This window comes from Planococcus sp. TJ-302, assembly GCF_058268455.1.
The window spans coordinates 13,600-37,978 of the sequence record NZ_JBZDOI010000002.1 but is presented as its reverse complement, the minus strand read 5'-3'; the positions used below and the strand labels follow the sequence as shown (position 1 = coordinate 37,978).

22 protein-coding genes are annotated in these 24,379 nt (G+C 46.4%); 14 read left to right on the top strand and 8 right to left on the bottom strand.

Annotation, left to right across the window (positions count from 1 at the left end):
* The first annotated feature begins 183 nt into the window (after positions 1-183).
* The 4 genes from nhaC to AC4EHB_RS11125 all read left to right on the top strand — a co-directional run bounded on the left by nhaC (position 184) and on the right by AC4EHB_RS11125 (position 4,157).
* Positions 184-1,650: a Na+/H+ antiporter NhaC gene (gene nhaC, locus AC4EHB_RS11140; RefSeq protein WP_490981532.1), complete on the top strand. Its 1,467-nt coding sequence runs from the start codon at positions 184-186 to the stop codon at positions 1,648-1,650.
* 265 nt (positions 1,651-1,915) lie between these two features.
* Positions 1,916-2,713 (top strand): DUF4397 domain-containing protein, encoded by a 798-nt coding sequence (locus tag AC4EHB_RS11135; protein ID WP_490981531.1) that lies wholly within the window; start codon positions 1,916-1,918, stop codon positions 2,711-2,713.
* Entirely contained in the window at positions 2,679-3,338 is a 660-nt protein-coding gene (locus tag AC4EHB_RS11130; RefSeq protein ID WP_490981754.1) for a class F sortase, read from the top strand. Before AC4EHB_RS11135 ends, AC4EHB_RS11130 begins: the two co-directional genes overlap by 35 nt.
* A 156-nt stretch (positions 3,339-3,494) precedes the next feature.
* The gene (locus tag AC4EHB_RS11125; RefSeq protein WP_490981530.1) at positions 3,495-4,157 is read left to right on the top strand and encodes a ribonuclease H family protein; all 663 of its coding nucleotides are present in this window, start codon (positions 3,495-3,497) and stop codon (positions 4,155-4,157) included.
* A gap of 331 nt (positions 4,158-4,488) precedes the next feature.
* Here the strand turns inward: AC4EHB_RS11125 and AC4EHB_RS11120 are convergent, their stop codons facing one another.
* From AC4EHB_RS11120 to AC4EHB_RS11100, 5 genes are all read right to left on the bottom strand, one after another.
* On the bottom strand, positions 4,489-4,764 hold the full coding sequence (locus AC4EHB_RS11120; protein WP_490975991.1) for a hypothetical protein: 276 nt from the start codon (positions 4,762-4,764) through the stop codon (positions 4,489-4,491).
* Positions 4,765-4,861: 97 nt separating this feature from the next.
* A complete protein-coding gene (locus AC4EHB_RS11115) occupies positions 4,862-5,605 on the bottom strand; it encodes an ABC transporter ATP-binding protein (protein ID WP_490975992.1) in 744 nt (247 codons plus the stop codon).
* A gap of 1 nt (position 5,606) precedes the next feature.
* Positions 5,607-7,238: an ABC transporter permease gene (locus AC4EHB_RS11110; protein WP_490981529.1), complete on the bottom strand. Its 1,632-nt coding sequence runs from the start codon at positions 7,236-7,238 to the stop codon at positions 5,607-5,609.
* A gap of 75 nt (positions 7,239-7,313) precedes the next feature.
* On the bottom strand, positions 7,314-8,381 hold the full coding sequence (locus AC4EHB_RS11105; RefSeq protein ID WP_490981528.1) for a Fe(3+) ABC transporter substrate-binding protein: 1,068 nt from the start codon (positions 8,379-8,381) through the stop codon (positions 7,314-7,316).
* A gap of 275 nt (positions 8,382-8,656) precedes the next feature.
* Complete coding sequence (locus AC4EHB_RS11100) at positions 8,657-9,538, bottom strand: LysR family transcriptional regulator (protein ID WP_490975995.1); 882 nt, start codon at positions 9,536-9,538, stop codon at positions 8,657-8,659.
* A gap of 232 nt (positions 9,539-9,770) precedes the next feature.
* Between AC4EHB_RS11100 and AC4EHB_RS11095 the strand changes: the two genes are divergently transcribed.
* Together AC4EHB_RS11095 and AC4EHB_RS11090 are read left to right on the top strand one after the other, a co-directional pair.
* Positions 9,771-11,090, top strand: coding sequence for a GntP family permease (locus tag AC4EHB_RS11095; RefSeq protein ID WP_490981527.1), 1,320 nt, complete (start codon positions 9,771-9,773; stop codon positions 11,088-11,090).
* 21 nt (positions 11,091-11,111) lie between these two features.
* Positions 11,112-11,888, top strand: coding sequence for a 3-hydroxybutyrate dehydrogenase (locus AC4EHB_RS11090; RefSeq protein WP_490981526.1), 777 nt, complete (start codon positions 11,112-11,114; stop codon positions 11,886-11,888).
* A gap of 39 nt (positions 11,889-11,927) precedes the next feature.
* Here the strand turns inward: AC4EHB_RS11090 and AC4EHB_RS11085 are convergent, their stop codons facing one another.
* Positions 11,928-12,701, bottom strand: coding sequence for an alpha/beta fold hydrolase (locus tag AC4EHB_RS11085; protein ID WP_490981525.1), 774 nt, complete (start codon positions 12,699-12,701; stop codon positions 11,928-11,930).
* A 225-nt stretch (positions 12,702-12,926) separates the two neighbouring features.
* On the opposite strand from AC4EHB_RS11085, the gene AC4EHB_RS11080 reads away from it, so the two are divergent.
* From AC4EHB_RS11080 to AC4EHB_RS11070, 3 genes are all read left to right on the top strand, one after another.
* Positions 12,927-14,159: a cysteine desulfurase-like protein gene (locus AC4EHB_RS11080; protein WP_490981524.1), complete on the top strand. Its 1,233-nt coding sequence runs from the start codon at positions 12,927-12,929 to the stop codon at positions 14,157-14,159.
* Positions 14,160-14,296: 137 nt separating this feature from the next.
* Complete coding sequence (locus AC4EHB_RS11075) at positions 14,297-14,533, top strand: hypothetical protein (RefSeq protein ID WP_490976000.1); 237 nt, start codon at positions 14,297-14,299, stop codon at positions 14,531-14,533.
* A gap of 379 nt (positions 14,534-14,912) precedes the next feature.
* Positions 14,913-15,353, top strand: a complete 441-nt coding sequence (locus AC4EHB_RS11070; RefSeq protein WP_490976001.1) for a HEAT repeat domain-containing protein — start codon at positions 14,913-14,915, stop codon at positions 15,351-15,353.
* A gap of 54 nt (positions 15,354-15,407) precedes the next feature.
* Here the strand turns inward: AC4EHB_RS11070 and AC4EHB_RS11065 are convergent, their stop codons facing one another.
* A complete protein-coding gene (locus AC4EHB_RS11065) occupies positions 15,408-16,331 on the bottom strand; it encodes a PhzF family phenazine biosynthesis protein (RefSeq protein WP_490981523.1) in 924 nt (307 codons plus the stop codon).
* Between the two features lie 417 nt (positions 16,332-16,748).
* On the opposite strand from AC4EHB_RS11065, the gene AC4EHB_RS11060 reads away from it, so the two are divergent.
* The 5 genes from AC4EHB_RS11060 (at position 16,749) to AC4EHB_RS11040 (ending at position 23,540) form a co-directional block, all read left to right on the top strand.
* The gene (locus AC4EHB_RS11060) at positions 16,749-18,011 is read left to right on the top strand and encodes a S8 family peptidase (protein ID WP_490981522.1); all 1,263 of its coding nucleotides are present in this window, start codon (positions 16,749-16,751) and stop codon (positions 18,009-18,011) included.
* 90 nt (positions 18,012-18,101) lie between these two features.
* A complete protein-coding gene (locus tag AC4EHB_RS11055; RefSeq protein ID WP_490981521.1) occupies positions 18,102-19,340 on the top strand; it encodes a helix-turn-helix domain-containing protein in 1,239 nt (412 codons plus the stop codon).
* Complete coding sequence (locus AC4EHB_RS11050; protein WP_490976005.1) at positions 19,337-19,492, top strand: hypothetical protein; 156 nt, start codon at positions 19,337-19,339, stop codon at positions 19,490-19,492. Before AC4EHB_RS11055 ends, AC4EHB_RS11050 begins: the two co-directional genes overlap by 4 nt.
* Before the next feature lie 96 nt (positions 19,493-19,588).
* The gene (locus AC4EHB_RS11045; RefSeq protein ID WP_490981520.1) at positions 19,589-20,263 is read left to right on the top strand and encodes a GNAT family N-acetyltransferase; all 675 of its coding nucleotides are present in this window, start codon (positions 19,589-19,591) and stop codon (positions 20,261-20,263) included.
* A gap of 232 nt (positions 20,264-20,495) precedes the next feature.
* Positions 20,496-23,540: an EAL domain-containing protein gene (locus AC4EHB_RS11040; protein WP_490976007.1), complete on the top strand. Its 3,045-nt coding sequence runs from the start codon at positions 20,496-20,498 to the stop codon at positions 23,538-23,540.
* A gap of 48 nt (positions 23,541-23,588) precedes the next feature.
* On the opposite strand, the gene AC4EHB_RS11035 is transcribed toward AC4EHB_RS11040, so the two are convergent.
* Positions 23,589-24,098, bottom strand: a complete 510-nt coding sequence (locus AC4EHB_RS11035; RefSeq protein ID WP_490976008.1) for a GNAT family N-acetyltransferase — start codon at positions 24,096-24,098, stop codon at positions 23,589-23,591.
* Positions 24,099-24,379: the final 281 nt, after the last annotated feature.

Genomic DNA, 24,379 nt, shown 5'->3' with positions numbered 1-24,379 from the left:
CCTTTCCTTTTCAAGTTTATGGCGGGTCCTTCACGCCTGAACGAAGTATCGTATATTTAATAAAATAACATAATAATTATAAAAAGTAATTTTTGAAATTTTTTTGTTTTCATAAATTTTGATTGCGCTTACATTATTATCGTGGCAAAATAACTAATAGATTATCAAGTGAGGAGAGAAAGCATGAATCAACATCAGGAAATACATACACCTTTCTTTCTGGCCATTGTTCCTTTAGTGGCAATGATTGCTGCCATGGCAGTTACAATCATTAAATTCGGAGGCAGCCCGCATGTTCCGCTATTGATCGGAACCGCTGTTGCAGCTTTTATCGCTTGGCGCCTCGGATACAAATGGGATGATATTGAAGAAGGAGCCTATAAAGGCATCCGTATGGCGCTGCCAGCTATTTTAATTATCATCCTTGTTGGCATGATCATCGGTTCGTGGATTGGCGGGGGAGTAGTCGCAACGATGATCTTCTACGGCTTGAAACTGATTACGCCGTCCTTGTTCCTCGTAACGATCTGCATGATTTGCGCGATTGTCACATTGGCGATCGGCAGTTCGTGGTCAACAATGGGCACGATTGGCGTTGCGGGCATGGGCATTGGCATGAGCATGGGAATTCCGGCCGCTATGGTCGCTGGTGCTGTTATTTCAGGATCGTATTTCGGCGACAAAATGTCTCCGCTTTCCGACACGACGAATTTGGCAGCCGGCATTACGGGAACTGACCTGTTCGACCACATCAAGCACATGGTTTATACAACGATACCTGGCTTGCTGATTGCCCTCATCGCCTATTTCTTCTTGGGGCGCAAATTCGGCGGTTCTGCTGTAGATACAGGTGAAATCAGCGCAATCCTGTCAACCCTTGAAAGCAATTTCACCATTTCACCATGGCTTCTGCTCGTACCGCTTGCAGTCATCGTGATGGTCGCAAAAAAGGTTCCGGCTATTCCGGCTTTGGCGATTGGTGTATTTTTGGGCTGGGTTTGCCACGTAGCCGTGCAAGGCGGCAATATCGGCGACGCGGTCAATACACTCCATGACGGTTTCACCATTTCAACCGGCAACACAATGGTTGACGATCTCTTCAACCGCGGAGGCATCGAATCAATGATGTTCACTGTGTCGCTTACCATTGTCGCTATGGTCTTCGGCGGCATCATGGAACAGGTTGGGATGCTGCAATCAATCGTCAACCAGATTTTAAAAGTGGCGCGTTCTGCTGGCAGCCTTATCGCCGCAACGGTCATTTCCGCATTTTTCACCAACGTAACTGCTTCTGAACAATACATCTCAATCTTGCTTCCGGGGCGCATGTACGCTAAAGCTTTCCGGGACAAAAAACTGCATTCGAAAAATCTGTCGCGCGCTTTGGAAGACGGCGGAACCGTTACATCACCGCTGGTTCCATGGAATACGTGCGGCGTCTTCATTCTTGCAACATTGGCAGTGCATCCATTCGCTTATGCGCCATATGCCATTTTAAACTACACGGTACCGATCATTGCGATCATCATGGCTTTTTTCGGCATCAAGATCGAATACCTCAGCGATGAAGAAATCACAGAACTCAAGCGCAAAGAAGCGCTTCAGCTTCAAGATGATCAAGCGGCTTCTTCAGGAACTGTAACCACATAAAGATGAGCGGCGGCAGCTTAGGCTGCCGCTTTTTTTAATGTCTTCAAATAAGCTTTATAAAAACGAAAGGAGGATGTTAAAAGAAAAAATTAGTATTTTAAAGGGTGAGATGGACTGTTTTTATCAAAATTAAAGGTTTTATTATTAAAATAAAAGAAATTAATAAAAAATTCTGACTTTATCACTTGCACAATTGTTTTGAATGTATTATAAATAAGGTGTACAAATGTTATACAAATACTATACAGGAAGAGGAGAGGAAAAAATGAAGAAAATTTTCGCTTTAATTTCACTCGCTTTGCTGCTCGCCATGACGTTAGTGACAGGAGTATCTGCAGATTCACACACGGCCAAGGTTCGGATTGTCCACGCTTCACCAGACGCTCCAGCGGTAGATGTATATGTAAATGGGGATGCGGCATTAGAGAATGTTCCATTCAAAGCGGATTCTGGCTATTTGGATCTGCCAGCTGGAACACATGATGTAGAAGTTTTTGCAACAGGCACAGCGTATGAGGAAGGTGCAGGGGTGCTGCGTGCAGACCTCGCGATTGAAGCAGGGAAAGCCTATACAGTTGCAGCTGCCAATACAGTGGATGCACTTGAATTTGTAGTAGCGGAAGATTCTATGGAAGTAACAGCAGGCAAAACGAAAATCCGCGTCGGCCATTTGTCGCCGGATGCTCCAGCAGTTGATGTAGGATTGATCGGTGGAGATGCAGTATTCAGTGGAGCGGAATTCCCAGGAATCACTGATTACGCTGAATTGGATGCAGGCACTTACGACTTGGAAATCCGTTTGCCGGATGGCACTCAGGTTCTGCCATTGGAAGGAACAGAACTAGCAGCTGATACAGTGTACAGCGTATTTGCTGTCAACACAGCTGATTCATTAGAAGTATTGGCATTAGTGGATTACGAAGCGGCAGGATCGCCAGACGGCATGCCGACAACAGGATTGGGAACACCTAGCCAACAACAAACACCATGGTTATTGATCGCTGGCACGCTGGCATTGTTTGCAGCCAGTGGACTGGTATGGAAAAGACGATTTCAAGAATAAGTTACTGCTGATGCTCGGCCTCCTTGGCGTCCTTGCCGGCTGCCAAGAAGCGGAGGATGAAGTGAGCGTGCGCAGCGAGAACGTCGGATTTGCCGCTGAACCAACAGAGAAAGTGGAAGTAGAAGTGAATGTGAAAGCGGCAGCGCCTGCGGGCAATCCAATCAATGCAAGCGCACGGACAGGTATTAAACCCGAGTCGTTGAAAATTCCCGCTATCGGAGTCGACACGTCAGTGCAGCATCTGGGAACTACGAAGACCGGTGAAATGGCTGTGCCGGATGATATAGATGAAGTCAGCTGGTTTTCTCCGGGCTATAAGCCTGGCCAAAACGGCAGAGCTGTCATAGCAGGGCATGTCGACGGCATTGACGGGCCTGCTGTATTTTGGGACCTGTCAGAGCTGCAGCCGGGAGATGAGATCACAGTAGAAGGAGAAGGGCGCCAATTGATATATAAAGTCCATACGATGGAATCCGTTCCGCTTGATCAGGCGGACGTTCCAAAAATCTTTGGCTATTCCTCTTCTCCGGAACTGGTGTTGATCACTTGTTCTGGCACGTACGACTTTTCAAGGGGGACACGGGAGGAAAGGCTCGTGGTCTATGCGAGCTACGCTGGAGAATAACAGCAAAGGCGATTTCACACTTCTTCACTGAAGAAAGTGAAATCGCCTTTTTTATGTGTGAATAAAAGAAATCGGGTTTTTCATTAAATCAGGGAGACGTTTATAACCCCTGTAAAAGGAAATAGGTAGGGTATAGAAGGTTAGGGGGACGGAGCAATGGAATTCCGCATCAATTGGGGTTATAAAACGCCTAAAGGGACCGAGACAGTTTTCCATTCCGAAGAAATGCCAGCCGCCAAAGCGCTGCTTTTGGCTGAAGATCTAGAGCGCACCGGCAGAGTCAAAAACTTGGCGTTCATTGACCGCTATGACAGCAATTGGTCATTAAAAGAACTGAAAAAATATTTGAAAGGCATCGAAACAGAACCGCATAACATCACGGTCTATTTTGATGGCGGCTTTAACCTGGGCACAAACGCATCAGGGCTCGGCTGCGTCATCTATTACGAACAAAGCGGGAAATCCTACAGGATGCGGCGCAATGCCGCTGCAGCAGAGCACCTGTCGAATAATGAAGCGGAATATGCAGCGCTGTATTTAAGCCTGCAGGAACTGGAACTGCTGAATGTTCATGACATGCCGGTGAGCTTTATTGGCGATTCCAAAGTGGTCATCAACCAGATGGATGGGGACTGGCCAGTCATTGAAATCAACCTGGCAAAATGGGCAGACCGCATCGACGGCAAGATAAAGAAACTCGGCATCCAGCCTAATTACGAACTGGTGCCTAGGAAAAACAACGCAGAAGCGGACCAGCTGGCGACCCAGGCATTGAACGGCATAGATATCGCAGGCACAATCGAAATTGTGAAGGAATAGGAGAAATGCTCAATAATATTCTTAAAAACGTCAGCGCTTTTACACTTAGAGGAGCCCTTTGCAAAAGCAAAGGGCTCCTTATATTGAGCTTTTGAAATTAGATCGTGGCGTCACCTTTTTTGGCTTTTGCCTATTAAATTTCAAATAGTTCACGTTGACTTCCTGCTAGTGCTTGATAACGCACCAGTTCGTCATCTTAACTTCAATTTAATGCATATTAAAGAGATATCTTTTAGTGAAACTGTAGATGGAGGGATTCCGCCGCCTCGGAACTTGTCCTCCTGAAGGGCAATAAAAAGGCTATCGAGAGTATCTCGATAGCCTGCTTTTTTCAATTCTTATAAGGTTTACGGTCCTCGTCAAGGTCATGGTAGGTCAACGGATAGCCCATTGATACCCATTCCGAGCGATGGGCTGCATCCAATTCTGTCAGTCCTTTTTCGGCGGGATCCAAGTCGGCGTTCGGACTTTCTTTCTGGTCTGAGCTTTGGGTGTTGTAATGATCCGGATAGACCCAGAATCTTTTCCCTCGTTTTTTCAAGTAATTCACCAACACGAAAGCACTGGCGCACGATGCGCATACAAGAAAAGCATTTTTTTTATCCATTTGCTGTTCCTCCGTTTAATAGACGTATTGCTATTAAATTCCCGATTAACTGAAAGTTAATCCTTTTACAGAAGAGATAGCCAAGAGTGCTTGTGCTTTAAACCGAAATCATGTCGCGCTGTTCAACTAATGCGACCGCTTCAACGACCGCTTGGCGGTTGATGTTCAAGATGTCACACGGGCGTCCGATAACTTCGATTTTGCCGTCTTTCAGCTTTACGATGCGGTCTGCAATTGCGTGGGCATCATTTTCATCATGTGTCACGAAGACGGATGTAATATCGGCTCTTTTAAGGATATCACGCAGCTCTTTGCGAATTTTCCCTTGCAGTTCAGCATCCAAATTGCTGAAAGGTTCATCCAGCAGGATAAGATGCGGTTTCGGGGCAATTGCACGGGCAATCGCCACGCGCTGCTGCTGTCCGCCGCTCAACTGGTAAGGATAGCGGTCTGCGAAGCCTTCTAGTTCCACCAACTCCAGGACTTCCTGCAAGCGTTCCTGCTTCGCCGCTTTCTTGAAGCGGAACAAGCCGAACATGATGTTTTCAGCGACCGTCATGTGCGGGAACAATGCGTAATCCTGGAATACCATGCCAATTCCCCGTTTTTCCGGCTGCAGGAATTTCTTTTCATTGAAAATGACGGTGTCTTGAATGTTGAAAGAACCGTCTTCCGGTTTTTCCAAGCCGGCCAAGAGGCGCAGCACCGTGCTTTTGCCGCTGCCGCTCGGTCCGAGGATCGAAATGACTTCACCTTTTTCGATCGTCATGGAAAATTGGTTCAAAGCTGCAGTTTTTGTATTGGAATAGGAGAAACACACGTTATCGATGGAAATAAACATACTATTTTGGCTCCTTTTCGATAAATTTATAAAAGACGATAATGGAAAGTGCGCTGATCCCTATAATAAGCAATGAAGCTTGGGAAGCTTCCATGATCTTTTCGTCACTGGCGTATTGGAATACTTTCGTTGATAAGGTATCAAAATTGAATGGCCGTAAAATCAATGTCAGCGGTATTTCTTTCAAGATGTCGATGAAGACGATGATGAACCCGCTGATGATTGCGCCTTTGAGCATCGGGACATCGACTTTAAAGAATGTCTTTGTAATGCCCATTCCGAGAAGCCTTGAAGCGTCGCGGAAGTTGGTGCCAATTTTGTCATATCCGGACTCGATCGAATTATAGCCGATGGCAAAAAAACGAATGATGTAAGCGGATATTAACATGATTAAACTTACACTCAATACTAAAGTCGTGTCAAATCCAAGAGCTTGATACACAGGGGCGAGTGTGCGGTCAAGGCCGATAAATGCCGTTACCACGGCTACGGCAATGACTGCACCTGGAATGGAATAGCCCAGTATGCTCAAGCGCGGCAGCAGTTTAGCCATCTTGCCGTGGACGAGCCGCCCGAAATTCCCGACTATTAATGCAAATGCAATGATGGCGGTGGCTGCGATTCCGGCGACCGTCACCGAATTTTTTACGTAGGACATGAATTCTGCCATTGGTATCGTACCGAAAGTCAAAATCGTCCAGTCAATCAATTGGATGACTGGGATGAAGAATCCAAGGCTCATAATCACTAGTCCAAAGCCCGTAGCTCCTGCGGCTTTCCAGCCGGTCAGCTGAATCAGCGGCAATGGGCGAACTTTAGTCGTTGAATAGCTGTATTGGCGACGCCCACGCAGCAATTTCTCAATCATCAGGACCAGAATGACAAAGCCCATGAGTGAAGCAGCCAGTTTGATGGATGTTTCAATGTCTCCCAATCCGAACCAGGTTTGAAATATTGCTGTGGTAAACGTCTGGATGCCGTAATACTTCACAACGCCATAATCGTTAAGTACTTCCAGCACGACTAAACTTGCACCACCTATGATGGAGACCCGGGAGATGGGCACCACGACACGGAAGAAAGTGCCCCATGGGCCTTTTCCAAGCACCCGTGACGTTTCGATCAACGACGCGGATTGTTGGGACAGAAAAATTCGTGTGATTGTGTAGACGTATGGATACAAAAAGATCGTATAGATGAAGATTGCACCCGGCAGATTCATGATGTCAAAATAAGAGGGGTTCACTTCCATCCCGAATCGGTCGCGCAGCGTCGTCTGGATGACGCCGGTATAATTGACGATTCCATGATACGTGTAAGCGCCGATAAAAGGCGGGATGGAGAGAGGCAAGATCAAAGCCCATTTCAAAAAATTCCGCATAGGAAATTGATATTGGGCGATCAGCCACGCCAGGCTCAACCCGATGGAAATGGTCAAGACGGCAGTAGCCACAACCAGAATCAGAGAGGTGGATACGAAGGACCAAAGAACATGTTCCTTCATGTGCGCCCAGTTTTCGTTTGTCGGAGTGAAGATTCCGCCGACAATGGTCAAATTCGGCAAAAACAGAAGCGCCATGATGGCCACTGCCGAAAATGTCCACACATTGATATTTTTAAAACTTCTTTGCATCTTCTAAACACCTCTCTATTCCAATCGCAAGAAATCCCGTGCTGCGAAGGAACGCAACACGGGGATTTCGTTTTATTATTTCCAGCCGACTTCGTTGAAGATCAGAATCGCTTTTGAGTTGTTCGTTCCAAGAGCTGACAATGGAATGTCCTGCTCTTTAAACTCGCCCCATGATTTCAGCAATTCAGTTTCTTCGACAGCTTCGTTTACAGGATATTCATAATTCGCTTCTGCAAATATTCCTTGTGCTTCAGGAGCAGACAAGAACTCAAGCAATTTGAGTGCGTTGTCTTTGTTCTTAGACGATTTTACCACACCCGCGCCGCTGACGTTCACATGCGTGCCTGTAGTTTCCTGGTTCGGGAAGAAGATGCCAAGGTTTTCAGCAACTTTCACTTCTTCAGGGTCTTCCGAGTTAAGCATTTGCCCCAAGTAATACGTGTTCATGATGGCGATGTCGCCAACACCAGCTGCGATGGCTTTCGCTTGGTCGCGGTCTCCGCCTTCAGGATCGCGTGCAAAGTTCTTAACCATTCCCGCTGCCCAGTCTTTCGCTTTTTCTTCACCATCAATTTCGATGAATGAAGCCAGCAATGACTGGTTATAAACATTCTCAGATCCGCGGATCAATACGCGGCCATTCCATTTGTCTTCCGTCAACGCTTCGTAAGTCGATAGTTCTTCAGGAGTCACAGTTTCTTTGTTATAAACGATTACACGTGCACGTTTGGTCAGGCCATACCACATTTGGTCCGTATCCTGGAAGTTTTCAGGAATCTGTTCGTCTAGCAAGTCGCTTGAAACAGCCTGGAACAAGCCGTCGTCTTTAGCACGGAACAAACGCCCAGCATCCGCAGTTAGAAATAGGTCGGCTTCAGTAGCATCGCCTTCACGCTTGATGCGCTCAAGCAATTCATCCGCTTCGCCTTTGATCAAGTTGACTTTAATGCCCGTTTCTTCTTCGAATTTCTTGTAAAGCTCATCATCTACATCGTAATGGCGTGCTGTATATAAGTTTACTTCTTTGCTTTCCGTATCTTTAGGTGCATCGCCTTCTGACGATTCGTTGCCAGCTTCCTGGTTTCCGCAAGCTGATAATAAAAGAAGCATCAAAACCAGTGCAGCGCATAGCATTTTTTTCATGTCTGTCTCTCCCTTTGATTGTTGTAGGAATCCAAATGAAAATGATTCTCAATATCGATTATAAGGTAATGAGAACGTTTGTCAACAGCATCAATTAAAATTTATAAGTCCATTTAAAGAAGGAAATTTATTGGATGCCGCTCACGTAATATGTCGGGAAGTACATGCTTCTCATTATTCCGCATTGATCGTTGATGTGCCGGCGCTTGAAAGCTCTGCGAGAATGAGAAAGCTCATTAGCCAACGCAGACCTTTTTGAAGCAAAAGCAGCAGATTCAGAATTTCGGCAAGTCGTTGACGAGTGTGATGAACGAGCGCGAAATGTAGGGGACATAGCGATTTTTCGCCATGATGATTCCTAAGCGCCAAGGAAATGTGTGGGACAGCGACAAAGTTTTGAACGGGCCGTCTTTGACGCGGTCGCAGATCAGTTTAGGCATCAAAGTGACGCCGAGATTCTTTTCGACCATGCCGACAATAAAATCCCATTGCGAGCTCTCATACGCGACTCTCGGGCTAAAGCCCTCGCTTAGGCAGAATTCGATGGTTTTGCTGTTCAATGTAAATTCTTTACTTAATAGAAGGAAAGGGTCGTCTTTGAAATCAATCAAGTCGACGACCTCACGATCTGCTAAAGGATGTGATTCATGGACCAGCAATTTGATTTCCTGTTCCACAAAAGGCTCGACATCAAATTTTTCAGCGTCGACCGGCAGCATGACAAATCCGAGGTCCACGACGCCTTCCAATACTTTTTGTTCCACTTTGCGGGCGCCGTATTCAGCGATTTCCACAGTGACATCCGGATAGGCGTGTTGAAATTCGGCGATTATCGTCGGGAAAAACAAGGTGCTGATGACAGGCGGTAAGCCGATTTTTATTTTCCCTTTTTTTAAATGCATAACATCGTATAAAGAAGCAGATAAATCATCCAAGCTATTGACGATTTTAGTGGCCTGTTCGTAAACGACTTCGCCGGCATCTGTTAAGGTGATCTGGCGGGATGACCGGTCAAAAAGTACGACGTCCATTTCATCTTCCAGGTTTTTGACCATTTTGCTCAAGGTCGGCTGTGTAACATGGAGCGCGAGGGCAGCTTTTGTAAAGCTTTTGTATTTAGCGACTTCTATAAAGTATTTGAGTTGGCGGATGTCCATTTGACTGCTCCTGACATATAACTATTTGTTATAGAATATATAGTTTTTATTCATTTTACCTATCCTATGCCGCAGTGTACACTAAAAAAAGCCGCTCGCGTCTTAGCATTGTGACAAATATTTGAATTTTTTCTTAAACTAGTTAGTAAGCGCTTTCACATCGAAGGGCGTGGAGATGGTGTAATCATAGTCGGCTATGGGAGCGGCAAGCAAAATCAAAGGGGGAAATAAGATGTTCAGTATGATTGGTTTAATCGGAGGTTTGGCGTTGCTCATTTTCTTGACAATGAGAGGCACAAACTTGCTGATTGCAGGGCCGTTGAGTGCATTGGTCGTTGCGTTGTTCAGCAGCTTGCCATTGTTCCCACAGATGGTCGGAGAAGGGGAAGTAAACTTTTTAGGAAATTATATGACCGGGTTTTCCGGATTCATCACAGCTTGGTTCCCGATGTTCCTGCTTGGAGCAATTTTCGGTAAATTAATGGAAGACAGCGGGGCTGCTGACAGCGTATCACGCTGGCTGGTTAGCAAATTCGGCATCAAGCGTGCGGTACTTGCAATTGTCATCGCTTGTGCGGTCTTAACTTACGGCGGAGTGAGCTTGTTCGTTGTAGCATTCTCGGTTTATCCGATGGCGCTTAGCTTGTTTAAACAAGCGGATCTTCCTCGCCGTTTCATTCCGGCGGCATTGGCACTTGGTTCAGTAACATTCACGATGACTTCAGCAGGTTCTCCGGAAATCCAGAACTGGATCCCGATTGAATTTTTAGGCACAAGCCCTTACGCTGGCTGGGAAGTCAGTATCGTTGTCGCAGTCTTCATGGCGGTATTCGGCTACTGGTGGCTGAAGCGCATGATCAGTAAAGCAGTGAACAAAGGCGAGCGTTTTGAGTCGCGCAAAACAGATCCAGTGGTGCCAGAGCGCAATCTTCCAAACCCGATCATGGGCTTGATTCCGTTGCTAGTGGTTCTTGTCGTTTCTTTCATTTTCCATGATTCATTGAAAACATCCGCTTTGGTTATCGCATTGCTTGGCGGGGTTCTTGCAACATATATTCTAAACAGAACACATTTCCAAGATCTTGGCAAAGCGTTGACCGATGGAACAATCGGCGCATTGATCGCTATAGGAAATACTGCAGCAGTTGTCGGCTTTGGCGGCGTTGCAAAAGCAGTGCCAGCGTTCCAGACTGCGGTTGACGCTATGACGAATATCCCGGGAAGCCCGCTAATCGGCGGAGCGATCGCGGTCAGTGTCATCGCCGGGATTACCGGGTCATCTTCAGGCGGCCAGGCAATCGCATTGCCTTTGCTTGCGCCTCATTACATCGATTTAGGGGTCAATACAGAAGCACTTCACCGGACAATTTCGATTTCTTCCGGGGCGTTGGATTCATTGCCGCATAACGGTTATGTCGTAACGACGATCCAGGGTATCTGTGGCGAGACGCATAAAGCGGCTTACGGTGCAGTAGGAGCTGTGACGGTTATTGTGCCGCTTCTTGGTACCATCATTGCAATCGTCCTGTTCTCATTCGGCATGGGAATTTAATAATAAGTGGAGGTCATTCGGATGGTTGAAAACAAAGTAGTGTTCATCACTGGTGCCGCCAGCGGCATCGGCTATGAAATCAGTGCCGATTTTGCAAAAGCCGGCGCAAAAATTGTGTTGACGGATATCAATGAAGAAGCGGTGCAGCAAGCCGCAGACACGTTGAAAAGCCAAGGGTTTGAAGCGATTGGCCTGAAAGTTGACGTCACAAGCGAAACAGAACTTGAAGGGGCGATCAAGAAAACGGTTGAAACTTACGGGTCGTTGGACGTTCTGATCAACAATGCAGGCATGCAATTCGTTTCACCGATTGAAGAATTTCCGACTGAAAAATTCGAGTTATTGGTGAAAATCATGCTTGTTGCACCGTTCGTTGCAACAAAACACGCTTTCCCGATCATGAAAAAACAAGGGAAAGGCCGCATTATCAATATGGCTTCGATTAACGGCCTTGTCGGGTTCGCAGGCAAAGCGGCTTATAACAGCGCGAAGCATGGTGTCATCGGCTTGACGAAAGTTGCTGCTCTTGAAGGTGCGGAGCATGGCATTACAGTTAATGCCATGTGCCCAGGCTATGTTGATACACCGCTTGTGCGCAATCAGTTAAGCGATTTGGCGAAAACGCGCAATGTCTCTCTGGATAAAGTGCTTGAAGAAGTCATCTATCCATTGGTACCGCAAAAACGCCTCCTATCGGTACAGGAAATTTCAGATTACACGATGTTCTTGTCGAGCGACAAAGCATCAGGCGTCACAGGGCAGGCTGTCGTTCTTGATGGCGGCTACACAGCTCAATAAACAAAGACGAACCCGCCAGGCAATTGCCTGACGGGTTTTTTAGTCAAGAAAATTATCTGTGATACCAAGGAACAGCCGTGCTTGTTCGACGTTGGGCGCATGGCCCGAATGCTTGAATTCCATGAAGAGCGCGTCTGGAATAAATTTAGCGGTCTCGCGGCCTTTTGGCGGAGGATTCAATCCGTCGTACGAACCGCTGATGACCAGCGTTTCCGCTTGCACAGCAGAAAGTTTCGGGCGGAAATCGAAGCTGGTAATCGCTGCTGAGGCGATGCTTTGTTCACGTCCTGTCAGCCCATCGCTGTTTTCGGCCGTTTTCTCAAGCCAGCGGTTGACTTTTTCCTGGTCATGAAACATGAATTCAGAAGATTTTTGTAGCTTTTCAATCGTGTTGAGCCCTTTGAATTCCTCTTCATATCGTTCGAACAGCTCGTCCATCGAAGATTGTTCACCGTGTGATTTAGTGGCTACGAGTACAAGCTTTTCAATCCGTTCCGGCAATTCGATGGCAATGCCTTGAGCGATGTAGCTGCCCATCGATACGCCAATTACAGAAAGCGACTCGAGTTTCAAAAAGCGGATAAGGGCAGCTGCATCGTCGATGTGGTCGTCGAGTGTATACTGCGGCGGCTTGGCAGATTTGCCATGGCCGCGCGCATCCAATGCAATAACACGGAATTTCTTTTTAAAGAAATTCATTTCCCGGTAGAACATGGCGTGGTTGCTGGTCAGGCCGTGCAAAAGAAGCAATGGCGGTCCTTCGCCGATATCTTCGTAATACAACTCCAAGCCGTCTGAGATGAAATAAGGCATTTGGCTTCTTCCTTTCGTTGTCGATAAAGGTCTTTACCCTTAATAGAAGTGGTTAATCCAGAAGACGGGGGAGCGGACCACTGTTTCTTGCTTATGCGCCAATTTCTTTAATGAATTAATTTTCTGAAAATAGCTCTTTCCATTAGACACTTGCTGCCCAAAAATGGTTTAGTAGAGAGAAGGTATGGCTAATGTGAAAATTGATAATCAAAGGGGAGCGAACTAATGAAAATGACTGAAACTGAATTTCCAATCCAAGCTGTGCGGGAGCAATTCCCAGCACTGAAACGTACATACCACGGAAAAAATGTGGCGTATTTCGATGGGCCTGGCGGCTCACAGGTCGTCAAATCGGCTATCGATGCCATTGCCAGCTATATGGAGCGCGGAGGTGCGAATCTCCACGGCTCTTTCCCATCAAGCTGGGAAACGGAAGAAATGATTGCTGGTTCAAAAGGGGCAGTTGCGGACTTTTTGAATGTGCAGCCCAATGAAGTCGCTTTCGGCGCTAACATGACAACGTTGACAATCGCCATCGCGAATGCGCTCGGCAAGCAATTTAAAGCGGGAGATGAGATTGTCGTCACGGAAATGGACCATCGCGCAAATGTCGATCCATGGCTGATGATGGCGCAAGACCGGGGATTGAATGTCCGCTGGATCCCTGTGGATACCGATGCTTTAACGCTTGACCTGCAGGACTTGGACGAATTGATCAACGAAAAGACCAAACTCGTAGCAGTCGGACTGGCGTCAAACGCTGTCGGAACAATCGTCGACATTGAGCCCATAGTCCAGCGTGCAAAAGAAGTTGGTGCCTTGGTGGCAGCGGATGCTGTCCATGCAGCACCCCATATGGTGCTTGACCGGGAGCAGCAGGGCATTGATATCCTTTTGTGCTCGGCCTATAAATTCTTCGGGCCGCATGTCGGCATTGCAGTTATCCGCGAAAGCATTTTCAAAGGCTTGAAGCCGTATAAACTTGTCCCGTCACCAGATTATTATCCGGACAACCTGGAAACGGGCACGCAAAACCACGAAGGGATTGCGGGCATCCGTCCAGCCATCGAGTTTTTTGCAAGCTTCGGTGAAGGAGAAACGCGCCGCAGCCGAATAGTGAATGGCATGACGCATCTCGAAGCCTACGAAAACAGTTTGGCAAAGCGTCTGCGCGATGGCTTGAGAGAATTGGATAAAGTAACTTTGTTTGAGGCGGCGCCGGAAGTTTCAAAAACTCCGACTATCGCATTTCAAGTGACGGGCACTGATCCTGCGGATGTGTGTAAAATTATGGCCGAACAGCATAGCATCTTTTTGGCATCGGGCCATTTCTACGCGTCAACGCTGGCGGAGCGACTCGACATCAACAAATCCGGAGGCTGGATTCGAGCAGGGCTGGCACCTTATAATACCGAAGAAGAAGTGAACAGATTAATTAGCGCAGTGGCGGCTCTTTAACAGGAATATCATTCTTTTAGCCCTCGGAACCGATTTTTGATAAGATTAAACAGCCATGTTATAATATGTATACATCGAAATAATGGATTCTACGAGACTTTCTTTAGTCAATTTCCAAAAGAAAGCAGGGATTCCCTATGAAATTCGACGCTATCCTGGAACTTTTGAAGACTATCAGTTTTTATAACACCGTCAGTATCACCCAGACATTCGCAAAAGATGGGGAAGATTATTTAATCGCTAAATCTGCTGGCGATTCCACTTCCATTGCAGTCACATGCATCGCGACGCAGGAAGCCACGATTTACACGGACATAGAAACAGCCGCTGAGGCGATTGAACACATGATCCATGATTATTCCATCGTTATGTAAAGCTTCTGGATATCCAGAAGTTTTTCTTTTTTGGGCTTTTCCATACCTAAGCCGGTATTCCGCAAAACAGCTGCAAAGGTATTGACCCAAGAATTGAGGTAATACCTTTGCGACGAAGCACTGCAACGCACTTTTATGTCTCGAAGCTAGCGCAGCGATGCCGGAGCAGCTGTTTTTGATAGCGGAAAGGAGACTGAAGAAAGGCCTGCGGAACGCGTCAGCCTAGAGCGAAATGACAAGGGCTCTTTAAGGCGCTCTTGGAAGCCTGAAGAAAAATCGGCTGCGAGCACGAACAGAGCCTTCTTTTTAGGCCAGATGGTGGTACAATACATTAATAAGCTTTTCCGCAACGGAAATGAACAAAAGGAGATTGAATTTTTTGAGTCAACAATTTAACACGAAACTGCCTGAAAACTACGCCGAATTGAAAAGAGCCGCAAACCGCACAGCGAACTGGAAAGAACGTTTGGCTGCAGTCGAAGAGCTTGGCAATTACAAGCACAAGCAGACAATCGACGTCTTGCTGCACCGTCTGGAAAACGATCCAGTTTACCACGTGCAGGAAGCTGCATACGAGAAATTGATCGACCTTGGCGAAGATGTCCAATTGCCGCCGCGCAGAAAATTCGATTTGATCAAAGACACGTCGAAAGTATTGGTGCGTATCAAGAAAAGTTTGCCGCGCGACCATAGCTATGAAGATTTTAAAGTGAAGCTTCAGAAAATGCGCGTCGACATCTATGACACTTATAAAGGTGACAAAGGTGAAGACTTCGACCGCTGGCTAGAAGATACTTGGAAGTCGATTCCAGGTAAATAAACGCAAAAAATGCCTCGCAGTTATTCGCTGCGAGGCGTTTTTTTTTATTGTACATTAATCCGGCAAAAGGATTTCGCCTTGGCCCATGAGTACGGAAATGCCACCGATTTTCACTTGTTTGAATGTTCCGGCCGATTCAGTGACCGTAATGTCAATGAAACTCGGGCGTTTCATCTCGAAGCCTTGTTCATTGCGAATCTGATAAATGCCGCTGGAATTATGTGGCACTGCTCCGTAGGCTACCAAATAAGCGCCCAAAGGCCCGCCTGCCGCTCCAGTGGCGGGATCTTCCGCGATGCCCATTGCTGGGGCGAACATACGGCTATGAACCGTAGATTGTCTTTCCTGTGTTTCAGTCGTGAAAACGAAAATATTTTGGGTGTCCGGATGCATGCTGAAATGCCGTTCCCAGATGTCCGTCCTAAAATTGATCCTGCGAATGGCGTCGAGTGAGCGTACCGGTATAAAAAGGAAAGGAAGGCCGGAAGAAACCGTTTGAGCCGGAAAACGGCTGTCGAGGTCTTTTGAAGTTAAGGAAAGCAGATCGGCGACCAAACCGGCTTTGGAGAATTTTTCGCCGAACTCAGGGAGCGGCTGGGTCATTTCCACTTTTGCCGCTTTCCCGGCTTCAACAAAAACTGTCACCGGCACTGCGCCGACCAATTCTTCGAGCACCCACTCATTCTTGCCTTCATGGGTTTTGACGAGTTGCCTATCGGCCATGACAAATGCAGCCCCAACAGTTGGATGCCCTGCAATCGGCAATTCGACTGTCGGGGTGAAAATGCGCAGGCTCTTTTCATGTCCCAAATCTTTGGGGGGACAGATAAAGACCGTTTCCGACAAATTCAATTCACGGGCGATTTGCTGCATCGTTTCAGCGGTTAAATTCTCTTCTCCGTAAAAAACCGCCAATTGGTTTCCACCGAACCGCTTTGCCGTAAATACATCGAGCAGCGTGTAATGCAAACTTTCCATAGCCAGCCTCCGTTCTTCTTATCTTCCGATTTATCCATCCACCCTGAAACAAAACCATTAAATCCAGTCCATACAATTATAAAACTAAAATGTCTATTTGAGGAACTATTCTGTTAATTATTTTTAATTGCTTAAAATCGCTTTGTAAGAAAAGCGTATAAATAATAATAAAACATGGCATATTCAGTGAAGTTTAGCTATGAAATCTTACTTAGGTCTTGAGGAGTGGTTATAATGTCTCAATGTCCGGCCATTATTAAAAAATGATACAGAATTTTCCCAATTACGGAAAATATTCATATCTGATAATGTTAGTTGTGAGGCAAGGTTCTCCCATAGATGGAGATACGGAAGCGTTGTGCGGGACGCCGCCATGGCTTTGATTGCCGACTATTTGATGGAAAAGGGGATTGGACGATGAAAAGATCGGCAAAGTTTGTGACATCAGTTATGCTGGCGGCGACATTGCTTGTACCGGCGATGGGCGTTAGTGCAAATGGGGACTTCTCTACACAGAATACGAATGAGAAATTCCGGGTATTGGTCGATTCTGCAAACCAAACAGAGTTGAAGAACGCTAAAGAGCATTACGGCGTCCACTGGGATTTCCAGGCTGAAGGATTTACTACTAATATGAATGCTAAGCAATTCGAAGCTTTGCAAAAAAATAAAAACCTGACTGTTGAAAAAGTGCCGGAATTCTCTATTGAAGAAACTTCTTCAAAACCGGAAGCGGCTTACGCAGCAATGGCAGCATCGCAATCCACCCCATGGGGCATCAAAGCAATCTATAACGACAGCGCATTGACCAAGACTTCAGGTGGAGCAGGCATCAACATTGCCGTGCTTGATACAGGCGTCAACAAAACTCATGCGGATCTAGTGAACAACGTTGAACAATGTAAAGATTTCACTGTCGGAACTAGCATCGTCAATGGATCTTGCGTAGACAGACAAGGGCACGGGACACACGTTGCCGGTTCAGCGTTGGCTGATGGCGGTTCAGGTTCAGGCGTATACGGCGTAGCACCAGCTGCTGACCTGTGGGCGTATAAAGTGTTGGGCGATGACGGCTCAGGCTATTCGGATGATATCGCGAATGCCATCCGCCACGTTGCCGATCAGGCAACTTCTTTAAATACAAAAGTTGTCATCAATATGTCATTAGGTTCATCAGCTGAAAGCAGCTTAATCACGAATGCAGTGAACTACGCATATGGCAAAGGCGTGTTGATCATTGCAGCTGCCGGCAATTCAGGCCCTTATCAAGGATCAATCGGCTATCCTGGCGCATTGCAGAATGCAGTCGCTGTAGCAGCTCTTGAAAATGTCATCCAAAATGGCACGTACCGCGTAGCGGATTTCTCTTCACGCGGCTATAGCTCGACAGACGGCGACTACGTTATCCAAAAAGGCGATGTGGAAGTTTCTGCACCAGGCGCTGCCATCTACTCAACTTGGTACACAGGCGGTTACTCGACCATCAGCGGAACATCCATGGCTTCACCGCATATCGCAGGACTAGCGGCGAAAGTTTGGGCAGCAAACCCGACAGTCAGCCACACGACTATCCGCAATGATTTGCAGAATCGCGCTTATAATTACGACATCCTTTCAGGATCAGGCGCAGGATACGGCGATGACTATGCTTCAGGATTCGGTTTTGCACGTTTGCGCTAAGGAATAGAACGCCCTGAACAGTTCCAGTATTATGCTGGAACTGTTTTTTTATGGTAAAATTTTAACTATTCGGATTAAAAGGGTGAGCGTATGAATATCGGATCCGTCATCAAGTATTACCGCACGAAAAATAGCATGACGCAATTGAAGTTAGCGGATGGGATCTGTTCAATTTCCCATTTGAGTAAAATTGAATCGAATGCGTACGTGCCGCATGAATCGACGATCGAAGCATTGTTGGCGAAGATGGGCGTGCACTGGCAAAAAGAAGTGGAGCGGCATAAGAGGCTTCAAAGGCAGCTTGGCGAATTTATCGATTCGTCGCTGCATTACGACTTGGAGAATATGCGAAAACTTTATCATCAATTGAAATTGGAGAACGATTATATCCAATCCACTGAATTGGTCAACCAATATGAGCTGTATAAATTCCGTTATTATATTTATGAAATCGACCAGCCGCAAGCAGAGCGGCAGAAGAACATGCTGGAGCGGCTGACGGGTTCTTTTTCGGCACCGGAAAAATGGCTGTATAAATTCTTCTTATCGGTCTATTACTCAATGCTCAATAAAACGGAACAATCTCTGGACTGCCTCGAGATGCTTGACCAAGGCATCCAAAGCATCCCGCAAAAATTCGAAGGGGAGTATTATTACCAGAAAGCGCGGCTGATGATCGTGCTGGATCGTTTCGAAGTGTCGGCTTATTACGCAGAACTGGCCGTCCAGTTTTATCAGCTCCACCATAATTACATCCGGCTCATGCATGCACAGCTGCTATTGGCCATCAATTACACGCGGCGCAATCTGCATGTCCAGGCAAATGGCCTTTACGAAGTGTTGAAGCGCAATGCGCGCCTTACCGGACAGACAGAGCTATTCCACCAAACTTCTTATAATTATATTGAATTGTTGAAAGAAACAGGCGAATATGGAAAAGCCTACGACTTTCTGCGCGACTTGAAGAACAGCCTGCCAGAGGATTCGTATTTTTATAAAGCTGTGTTATTGAGCAAGATTGAAGCGGCTATTGAATTAGGGATCGATGCCTCCCATTTGATCGGGGAAGTTCGGACCTTGCTGCAGCAAAGCCCCGACGAACAAGTAGAGATATACAGCAACTACTTCGAAAAACGAAACTTTTCCCAACCAGACCTAATGTCCTATTGTGAAACGATTATGTTTCCATTTTTCAGAAAAAATGGTTATATAAAAGAAAGCAAGAAAATTGCTGCTGATTTAGTAAACAATTACCAGCAGCAAAAAGAGTGGGAAAAAGCGAATTTCTACCGCTCATACTATAACCGCAATGGAGGAGAACTTTTATGAAAATGGGCAAAAAAATTGCTGCCGTTGCAGTCTTCACTGCAGTTTTGGCAGGCGCGATCGGGCAATTGGAAGAACCAGAAGTTAAAGTGGCAACTGCATCCCAGGCTGAAGCTAAGCCAATGGCAGTACCGGTCATCTTGCCTCCTTTATAAGGAAACCAATAAAAAACCTCCCAGTGAAATCAGCCGGGAGGTTTTTTATTGGTTTCTATATAATAGAGGAAGGCAGAATAGCTGGGAGGAATGAATATGTACCGCAAAGAGCAATACGTTATTAAAAACGGTAAACCGTTTAAGGCGACAGTGCGCCCTTATACAGAGCGAGACTTTGATGAGTTAATCGGCATCCAGCGCGCAAGTTTCCCGCCGCCATTTCCTGAAGAATTGTGGTGGGGCAAAGATCAATTGGCGAACCACGTAAAGTATTATCCTGAAGGTGCATTATGTGTAGAGGTGGAAGGGAAAATGGCTGGATCTATTACAGGTCTGCTGACAGATTTTGATGGCGACTCTCCGCACCATAGCTGGAGCGAGGCAACAGCTGACGGCTTTATAACGAATCACAATCCGAATGGCAAGACGCTATACATCGCTGATATCTGCGTCAGCCCTGCTTTCCGGAAAATGGATCTTGGAAGATTGTTGATGCAATCATATTATGAGCGAGCCGTCCATGCCGGGCTCGAACGCGTCCTTGGCGGCGGCAGGATGCCAGGGTATTTCAAGCATTCATCTGAACTTTCACCTGAAGCGTACTTAGAAGGTGTAGTATTAGGTAAACTCAAAGACCCGGTCGTGTCCTTTTTGCTGCGCTGCGGCAGGACGCCTGTTTGCGTTATCAGTGATTACTTGGAAGACGCAAACTCTTTGAATTATGCGGCATTGATGGAATGGAAAAATCCTTTCAAGCCGGAAATGCTGTAAAAGTTGTATTTCTCTATTCATGCAGCACTAATTCTGCCTGTACAATAATACTTTGTTCTTCGGCATTGAGTTTAAGGTATAATAATCTATATTAATAAATACAAAGTAGGAGATGAAATCAGTATTGTTTGAATTTTTCAGTCCATTTTTAGTGATTTTATCTGTTTTTACTGCCATCATTTCATCTTATATAGCCTTAGTTTTAACAGAAAAAATTAGTAGTGCAAGTCGCATGCAAAAAAGGACGTTGGCCACCTTTGCGGCATGTGCGGTCGGAACAGGGATTTTCACCATGCATTTCACTGGAATGGCAGCTTCCCATTCAGATGTCAGAATAAGCTATAATCCGCTCATATTAGCTGGGTCGCTGGCGGCTTCAATTTTTGGCTCTTACGGTGCCTTCCACATTCTTTATTTTAAAAATGACGGTAAATGGAAAAGTGTTTTCAGCAGCCTGCTGCTGGGCGCCGGTATTTTTCTTGGCCATTATATTGCAGTGCTTGCTGTCAAAGTACAGATGGATTTCCAGTTCAGCCTTTTTAATTCAGCGTTTTCCTTGCTGATGGCTTTCGTTTTTTCATCATTGGCCACAAGGCTTTTCACCATGGCAGCTTACGGTAAAAAATCGATTGCGCGAAAATCGATCAGTGCAGTGATTCTGGGACTTTCAGTCGCGGTGATGCATTATAGTTCCGCTAGTGGATCAATGGAGCTTCATCCTGAGGGCAGGGCATTGAATTACGCGGATTATTCCCTATTATTGTTCGTCCTGACAATGATTTTATTCATGATCTTTTTAGCCGTGTTTTTTGCCGTGCTGGACTATCGGTCACTTGCCAATGAAAAACAATTGCAGGAGACGCTGAAAGAAAATGAGGCACGATTCCGTAGATTGGTAGAGTTATCACCCGAACCGATTGTTGTCCAGAGCGGTGGCGACATTACTTTTGTCAATCAAGCCTGCTTAAACATGGTAAATGCGCGGGCAGAGCATGAACTGGTCGGGAAAAGCGTTCTCAGTTTTGTGGCGCCCGAACACCACGAAGCGGTTAAACAGCGCGTTATCAGGATGGTGTCAGGTGAGGATGAGGCGCCGATTGAACAGGAACTTGTCATTTCTGGAGGCAAAACGCTGGAAGTTGAAATAAAGGGAGCGCGGATGGAATTTGAAGGGAACCCCTCTATCCAGCTAATTTTGCGTGATATCACAGAACAGAAAAGAGTACGGCGTAAATTGGAAGAAAGCGAACAGCGCTACCAATCGCTTTTCTTGCATAACCCCGAAGGCGTCTATTCAATGGATGCCCAAGGGAAGATGCTGGATGTCAATCAGGCGTTGATGGAAATGCTCGGCTACTCGAGAGCTGAGTTCGGCAGCATGACTTTCCATAAAATTGTGGAGGCTGAGTTCCTGCCGGATACGATCCGAAACTTCGAGCTTGCTTTAAAAGGCACGCCGCGAAATTACGAGCTTGTTGGGATTCACCGCACTGGAGCTGGCGTGCCGTTCCATATTACAAACCTGCCGATAATCGTCGACAATGAAATCATCGGCGTTTTCGGAATCGCGAAAAACATCTCGAAAGAAAAGAAAGCGATCCGGCTTTTGGAAGAAAACGAAGAGAAATACCGTTCGTTGTTTGAGCAGAATCTGGATGCCGTATTTGAACTGGACATGGACGGGAATTTTACAAACGTCAACCACAATGCGGAAGAACTCACCGGCTATAATAAACAAGAATTGCACGCGATGGCTTTTCCTGCGCTCATTGCTGAAGACCTTCAGGAAGTACAGCGCACGTTCACATTGGCGAAACACGGCAAGTCTCTCCGATCAGAGCAAAAGATGATTGATAAATTCGGCAAGGAAATTGAAGTAGATGTCAACGTCGTGCCCATAAAGCGCCAAGGAAAAGTTGAAGGAGCGTTTTCGATTGCGAGAGATGTTACAGAAAAGAAACGAATTGAGAAAAAAGTGAACGATTTGGCATTTACAGATCAATTAACCGGCTTGCCAAACAGGCACTGGTTCTACGCCAATCTGGCTAAGGTAGCCGAGCGCGCCAAGCAGCATCATCGCTCGATTGCCGTAGTAATTATTGATTTTGATGATTTTAAAGGCGTCAATGATTTATTAGGCCATCACGGCGGCGACCTCTTTTTGCAACACGTGTCAGAGCGCATCAAAAATTGTTTGCGCCCTTCAGATCGCCTATCACGGCATGGAGGGGACGAATTCATCGTTGTGCTCGAAGACGCAGATGAGGATTACTTGGAGCGCCTCAGCCGAAAAATCATTAAAGAGATGAACCGGCCGGTCTTGCTCATGGATCATGACTTGGTGGTTACCATCAGTATTGGCATCAGCCTCCATTCAAGCTCCAGCTGGGATGCTGGGACGCTAATCCGCCAAGCGGACTTTGCGCTGTATTCAGCGAAAGAAAAGGGCAAGAACAATTACCAATTCTACACAGATGATTTGAATGAAAAAGCGACAAGGAAATTCCAAATTGAAAATGCTTTGAGAAAAGCGATCGACAACGGGGAATTCTTATTGTATTACCAGCCGCAAATCGATTTGCAATCAAATCGTCTGGTCGGCCTGGAGGCGCTGTTGCGCTGGCAATCGCCGTTCGGCATGGTCCAGCCGAACGAGTTCATTCCGATAGCTGAAGAGACCGGGCTCATTCTGCCAATCGGCGAATGGGTACTTGATGAAGCGTGCAGGCAGCTAAAAGAATGGGAGCGACTCGGATTCCCTATAGTTAAAGTGTCTGTCAATGCATCCGCCCGCCAGTTTCGGGACCCGAACTTCAGCCAGAAAGTGGACAGCATTTTGAAAAAGCATCAGGTGGATACACGCTACTTCGAAATTGAAATCACCGAAAGCGTCATGTTTGACGTTGAAGAAGCGTCAAAATTAATGGAAGAGCTCAGAAAACTGGGTGTGAAAATAGCGATAGATGATTTTGGCGCAGGCTTCTCGTCGTTGACTGTCATCAAGAACATCAGCATTGATACACTTAAAATCGATAAATCGCTGATTGACGACATCATTGGCAACCATCGCAACTTGGCTATCCTTACCGCCATCATCCAGGTAGGCAAAAACCTCCAAACTGAAGTGATTGCGGAAGGCATCGAAACCAAAGAACAGATGGAATTGCTAAAGTCATTCAATGTGACAGGACAAGGCTATTATTTCAGCAAACCCGCTTTGCCGGAGCAATTTGAAAAAACCTGGCAGCAAGAAAAAGAGTGGAGCACACAGCGATAAGAAAAGGGAAAAGGTTTCGGCGTTTAGCCGAAACCTTTTCCCTTTTCTCTATAAGTTCAGCTTAAAAGCTTTGATAATGATTCCATCATCAAGCGGCATGAAGTCCAATGCCTGAACCCGCTCGAAACCGAAGCTTGTGTATAGGTGCATGGCGTTTGCCATAAAGTCTGCCGTATGCAGCCCGACAAAAGGAGCACCGTCCGCTTTCGCTTGCTGGATGCAATGGCTGACGAGTGCCTTGCCCACGCCTTGGGAACGCTGGGCTGGGCCTACTGCAAGCATGCGGATTTCAGGATGCTGCAGCGCTCTTTCATCCCATTCATAAGCTTTCGATTCGGCAGGGAACAGCACGATGCTGCCGGCGATAGCGCCGTTGACTTCCGCAATAAAAACGCGCACTCCAGGACCTTTAAAAGTATCCGACAATAAGGTTTTTTTTAGCAACTCCCAATGCGGAGCAGGAATCATCTGTTCAAAGGGGCTATAAGAAGCCAGCCTCTGCCATTTTATGAATTCGTATTCATCTTCGTGCGCTTCCCGGATCTGCATCCAAACCATCTCCGATTCCTTCGAAATTTATTCAGCTCTGTAATCCGTTTTCTTCTCACTAAACATCACTAGAAAAGGAGGAAATTTGATGTACTGCAAGTATAACATCCGACTATTAAAGACAAAAATATTAAGTGTAAAGCAAGTGAGATAAATGGAAGGGTAAGAAAAATATACTCCTTTTTATCCGATATTCCGTAAAACAGCCCTGTTAAGACATATGCTCCTGTCCCTGTCTCTGTCTCTGCATCGCTGCGCTAGCTTCGAGACATGAAGGTGCGTTGCATCGC

Bases quoted from the DNA above. Each gene is read 5' to 3' on its own strand.
- AC4EHB_RS11115 (WP_490975992.1), bottom strand. From the start codon at position 5,605: ATGTTTATTTCCATCGATAACGTGTGTTTCTCCTATTCCAATACAAAA.
- AC4EHB_RS11080 (WP_490981524.1), top strand. From the start codon at position 12,927: ATGAAAATGACTGAAACTGAATTTCCAATCCAAGCTGTGCGGGAGCAA.
- AC4EHB_RS11060 (WP_490981522.1), top strand. From the start codon at position 16,749: ATGAAAAGATCGGCAAAGTTTGTGACATCAGTTATGCTGGCGGCGACA.
- AC4EHB_RS11135 (WP_490981531.1), top strand. From the start codon at position 1,916: ATGAAGAAAATTTTCGCTTTAATTTCACTCGCTTTGCTGCTCGCCATG.
- AC4EHB_RS11075 (WP_490976000.1), top strand. From the start codon at position 14,297: ATGAAATTCGACGCTATCCTGGAACTTTTGAAGACTATCAGTTTTTAT.
- AC4EHB_RS11100 (WP_490975995.1), bottom strand. From the start codon at position 9,538: ATGGACATCCGCCAACTCAAATACTTTATAGAAGTCGCTAAATACAAA.
- AC4EHB_RS11120 (WP_490975991.1), bottom strand. From the start codon at position 4,764: ATGGATAAAAAAAATGCTTTTCTTGTATGCGCATCGTGCGCCAGTGCT.
- nhaC (WP_490981532.1), top strand. From the start codon at position 184: ATGAATCAACATCAGGAAATACATACACCTTTCTTTCTGGCCATTGTT.
- AC4EHB_RS11110 (WP_490981529.1), bottom strand. From the start codon at position 7,238: ATGCAAAGAAGTTTTAAAAATATCAATGTGTGGACATTTTCGGCAGTG.
- AC4EHB_RS11040 (WP_490976007.1), top strand. From the start codon at position 20,496: ATGCAAAAAAGGACGTTGGCCACCTTTGCGGCATGTGCGGTCGGAACA.
- AC4EHB_RS11050 (WP_490976005.1), top strand. From the start codon at position 19,337: ATGAAAATGGGCAAAAAAATTGCTGCCGTTGCAGTCTTCACTGCAGTT.
- AC4EHB_RS11125 (WP_490981530.1), top strand. From the start codon at position 3,495: ATGGAATTCCGCATCAATTGGGGTTATAAAACGCCTAAAGGGACCGAG.
- AC4EHB_RS11065 (WP_490981523.1), bottom strand. From the start codon at position 16,331: ATGGAAAGTTTGCATTACACGCTGCTCGATGTATTTACGGCAAAGCGG.
- AC4EHB_RS11090 (WP_490981526.1), top strand. From the start codon at position 11,112: ATGGTTGAAAACAAAGTAGTGTTCATCACTGGTGCCGCCAGCGGCATC.
- AC4EHB_RS11035 (WP_490976008.1), bottom strand. From the start codon at position 24,098: ATGGTTTGGATGCAGATCCGGGAAGCGCACGAAGATGAATACGAATTC.
- AC4EHB_RS11105 (WP_490981528.1), bottom strand. From the start codon at position 8,381: ATGAAAAAAATGCTATGCGCTGCACTGGTTTTGATGCTTCTTTTATTA.
- AC4EHB_RS11055 (WP_490981521.1), top strand. From the start codon at position 18,102: ATGAATATCGGATCCGTCATCAAGTATTACCGCACGAAAAATAGCATG.
- AC4EHB_RS11045 (WP_490981520.1), top strand. From the start codon at position 19,589: ATGTACCGCAAAGAGCAATACGTTATTAAAAACGGTAAACCGTTTAAG.
- AC4EHB_RS11085 (WP_490981525.1), bottom strand. From the start codon at position 12,701: ATGCCTTATTTCATCTCAGACGGCTTGGAGTTGTATTACGAAGATATC.
- AC4EHB_RS11095 (WP_490981527.1), top strand. From the start codon at position 9,771: ATGTTCAGTATGATTGGTTTAATCGGAGGTTTGGCGTTGCTCATTTTC.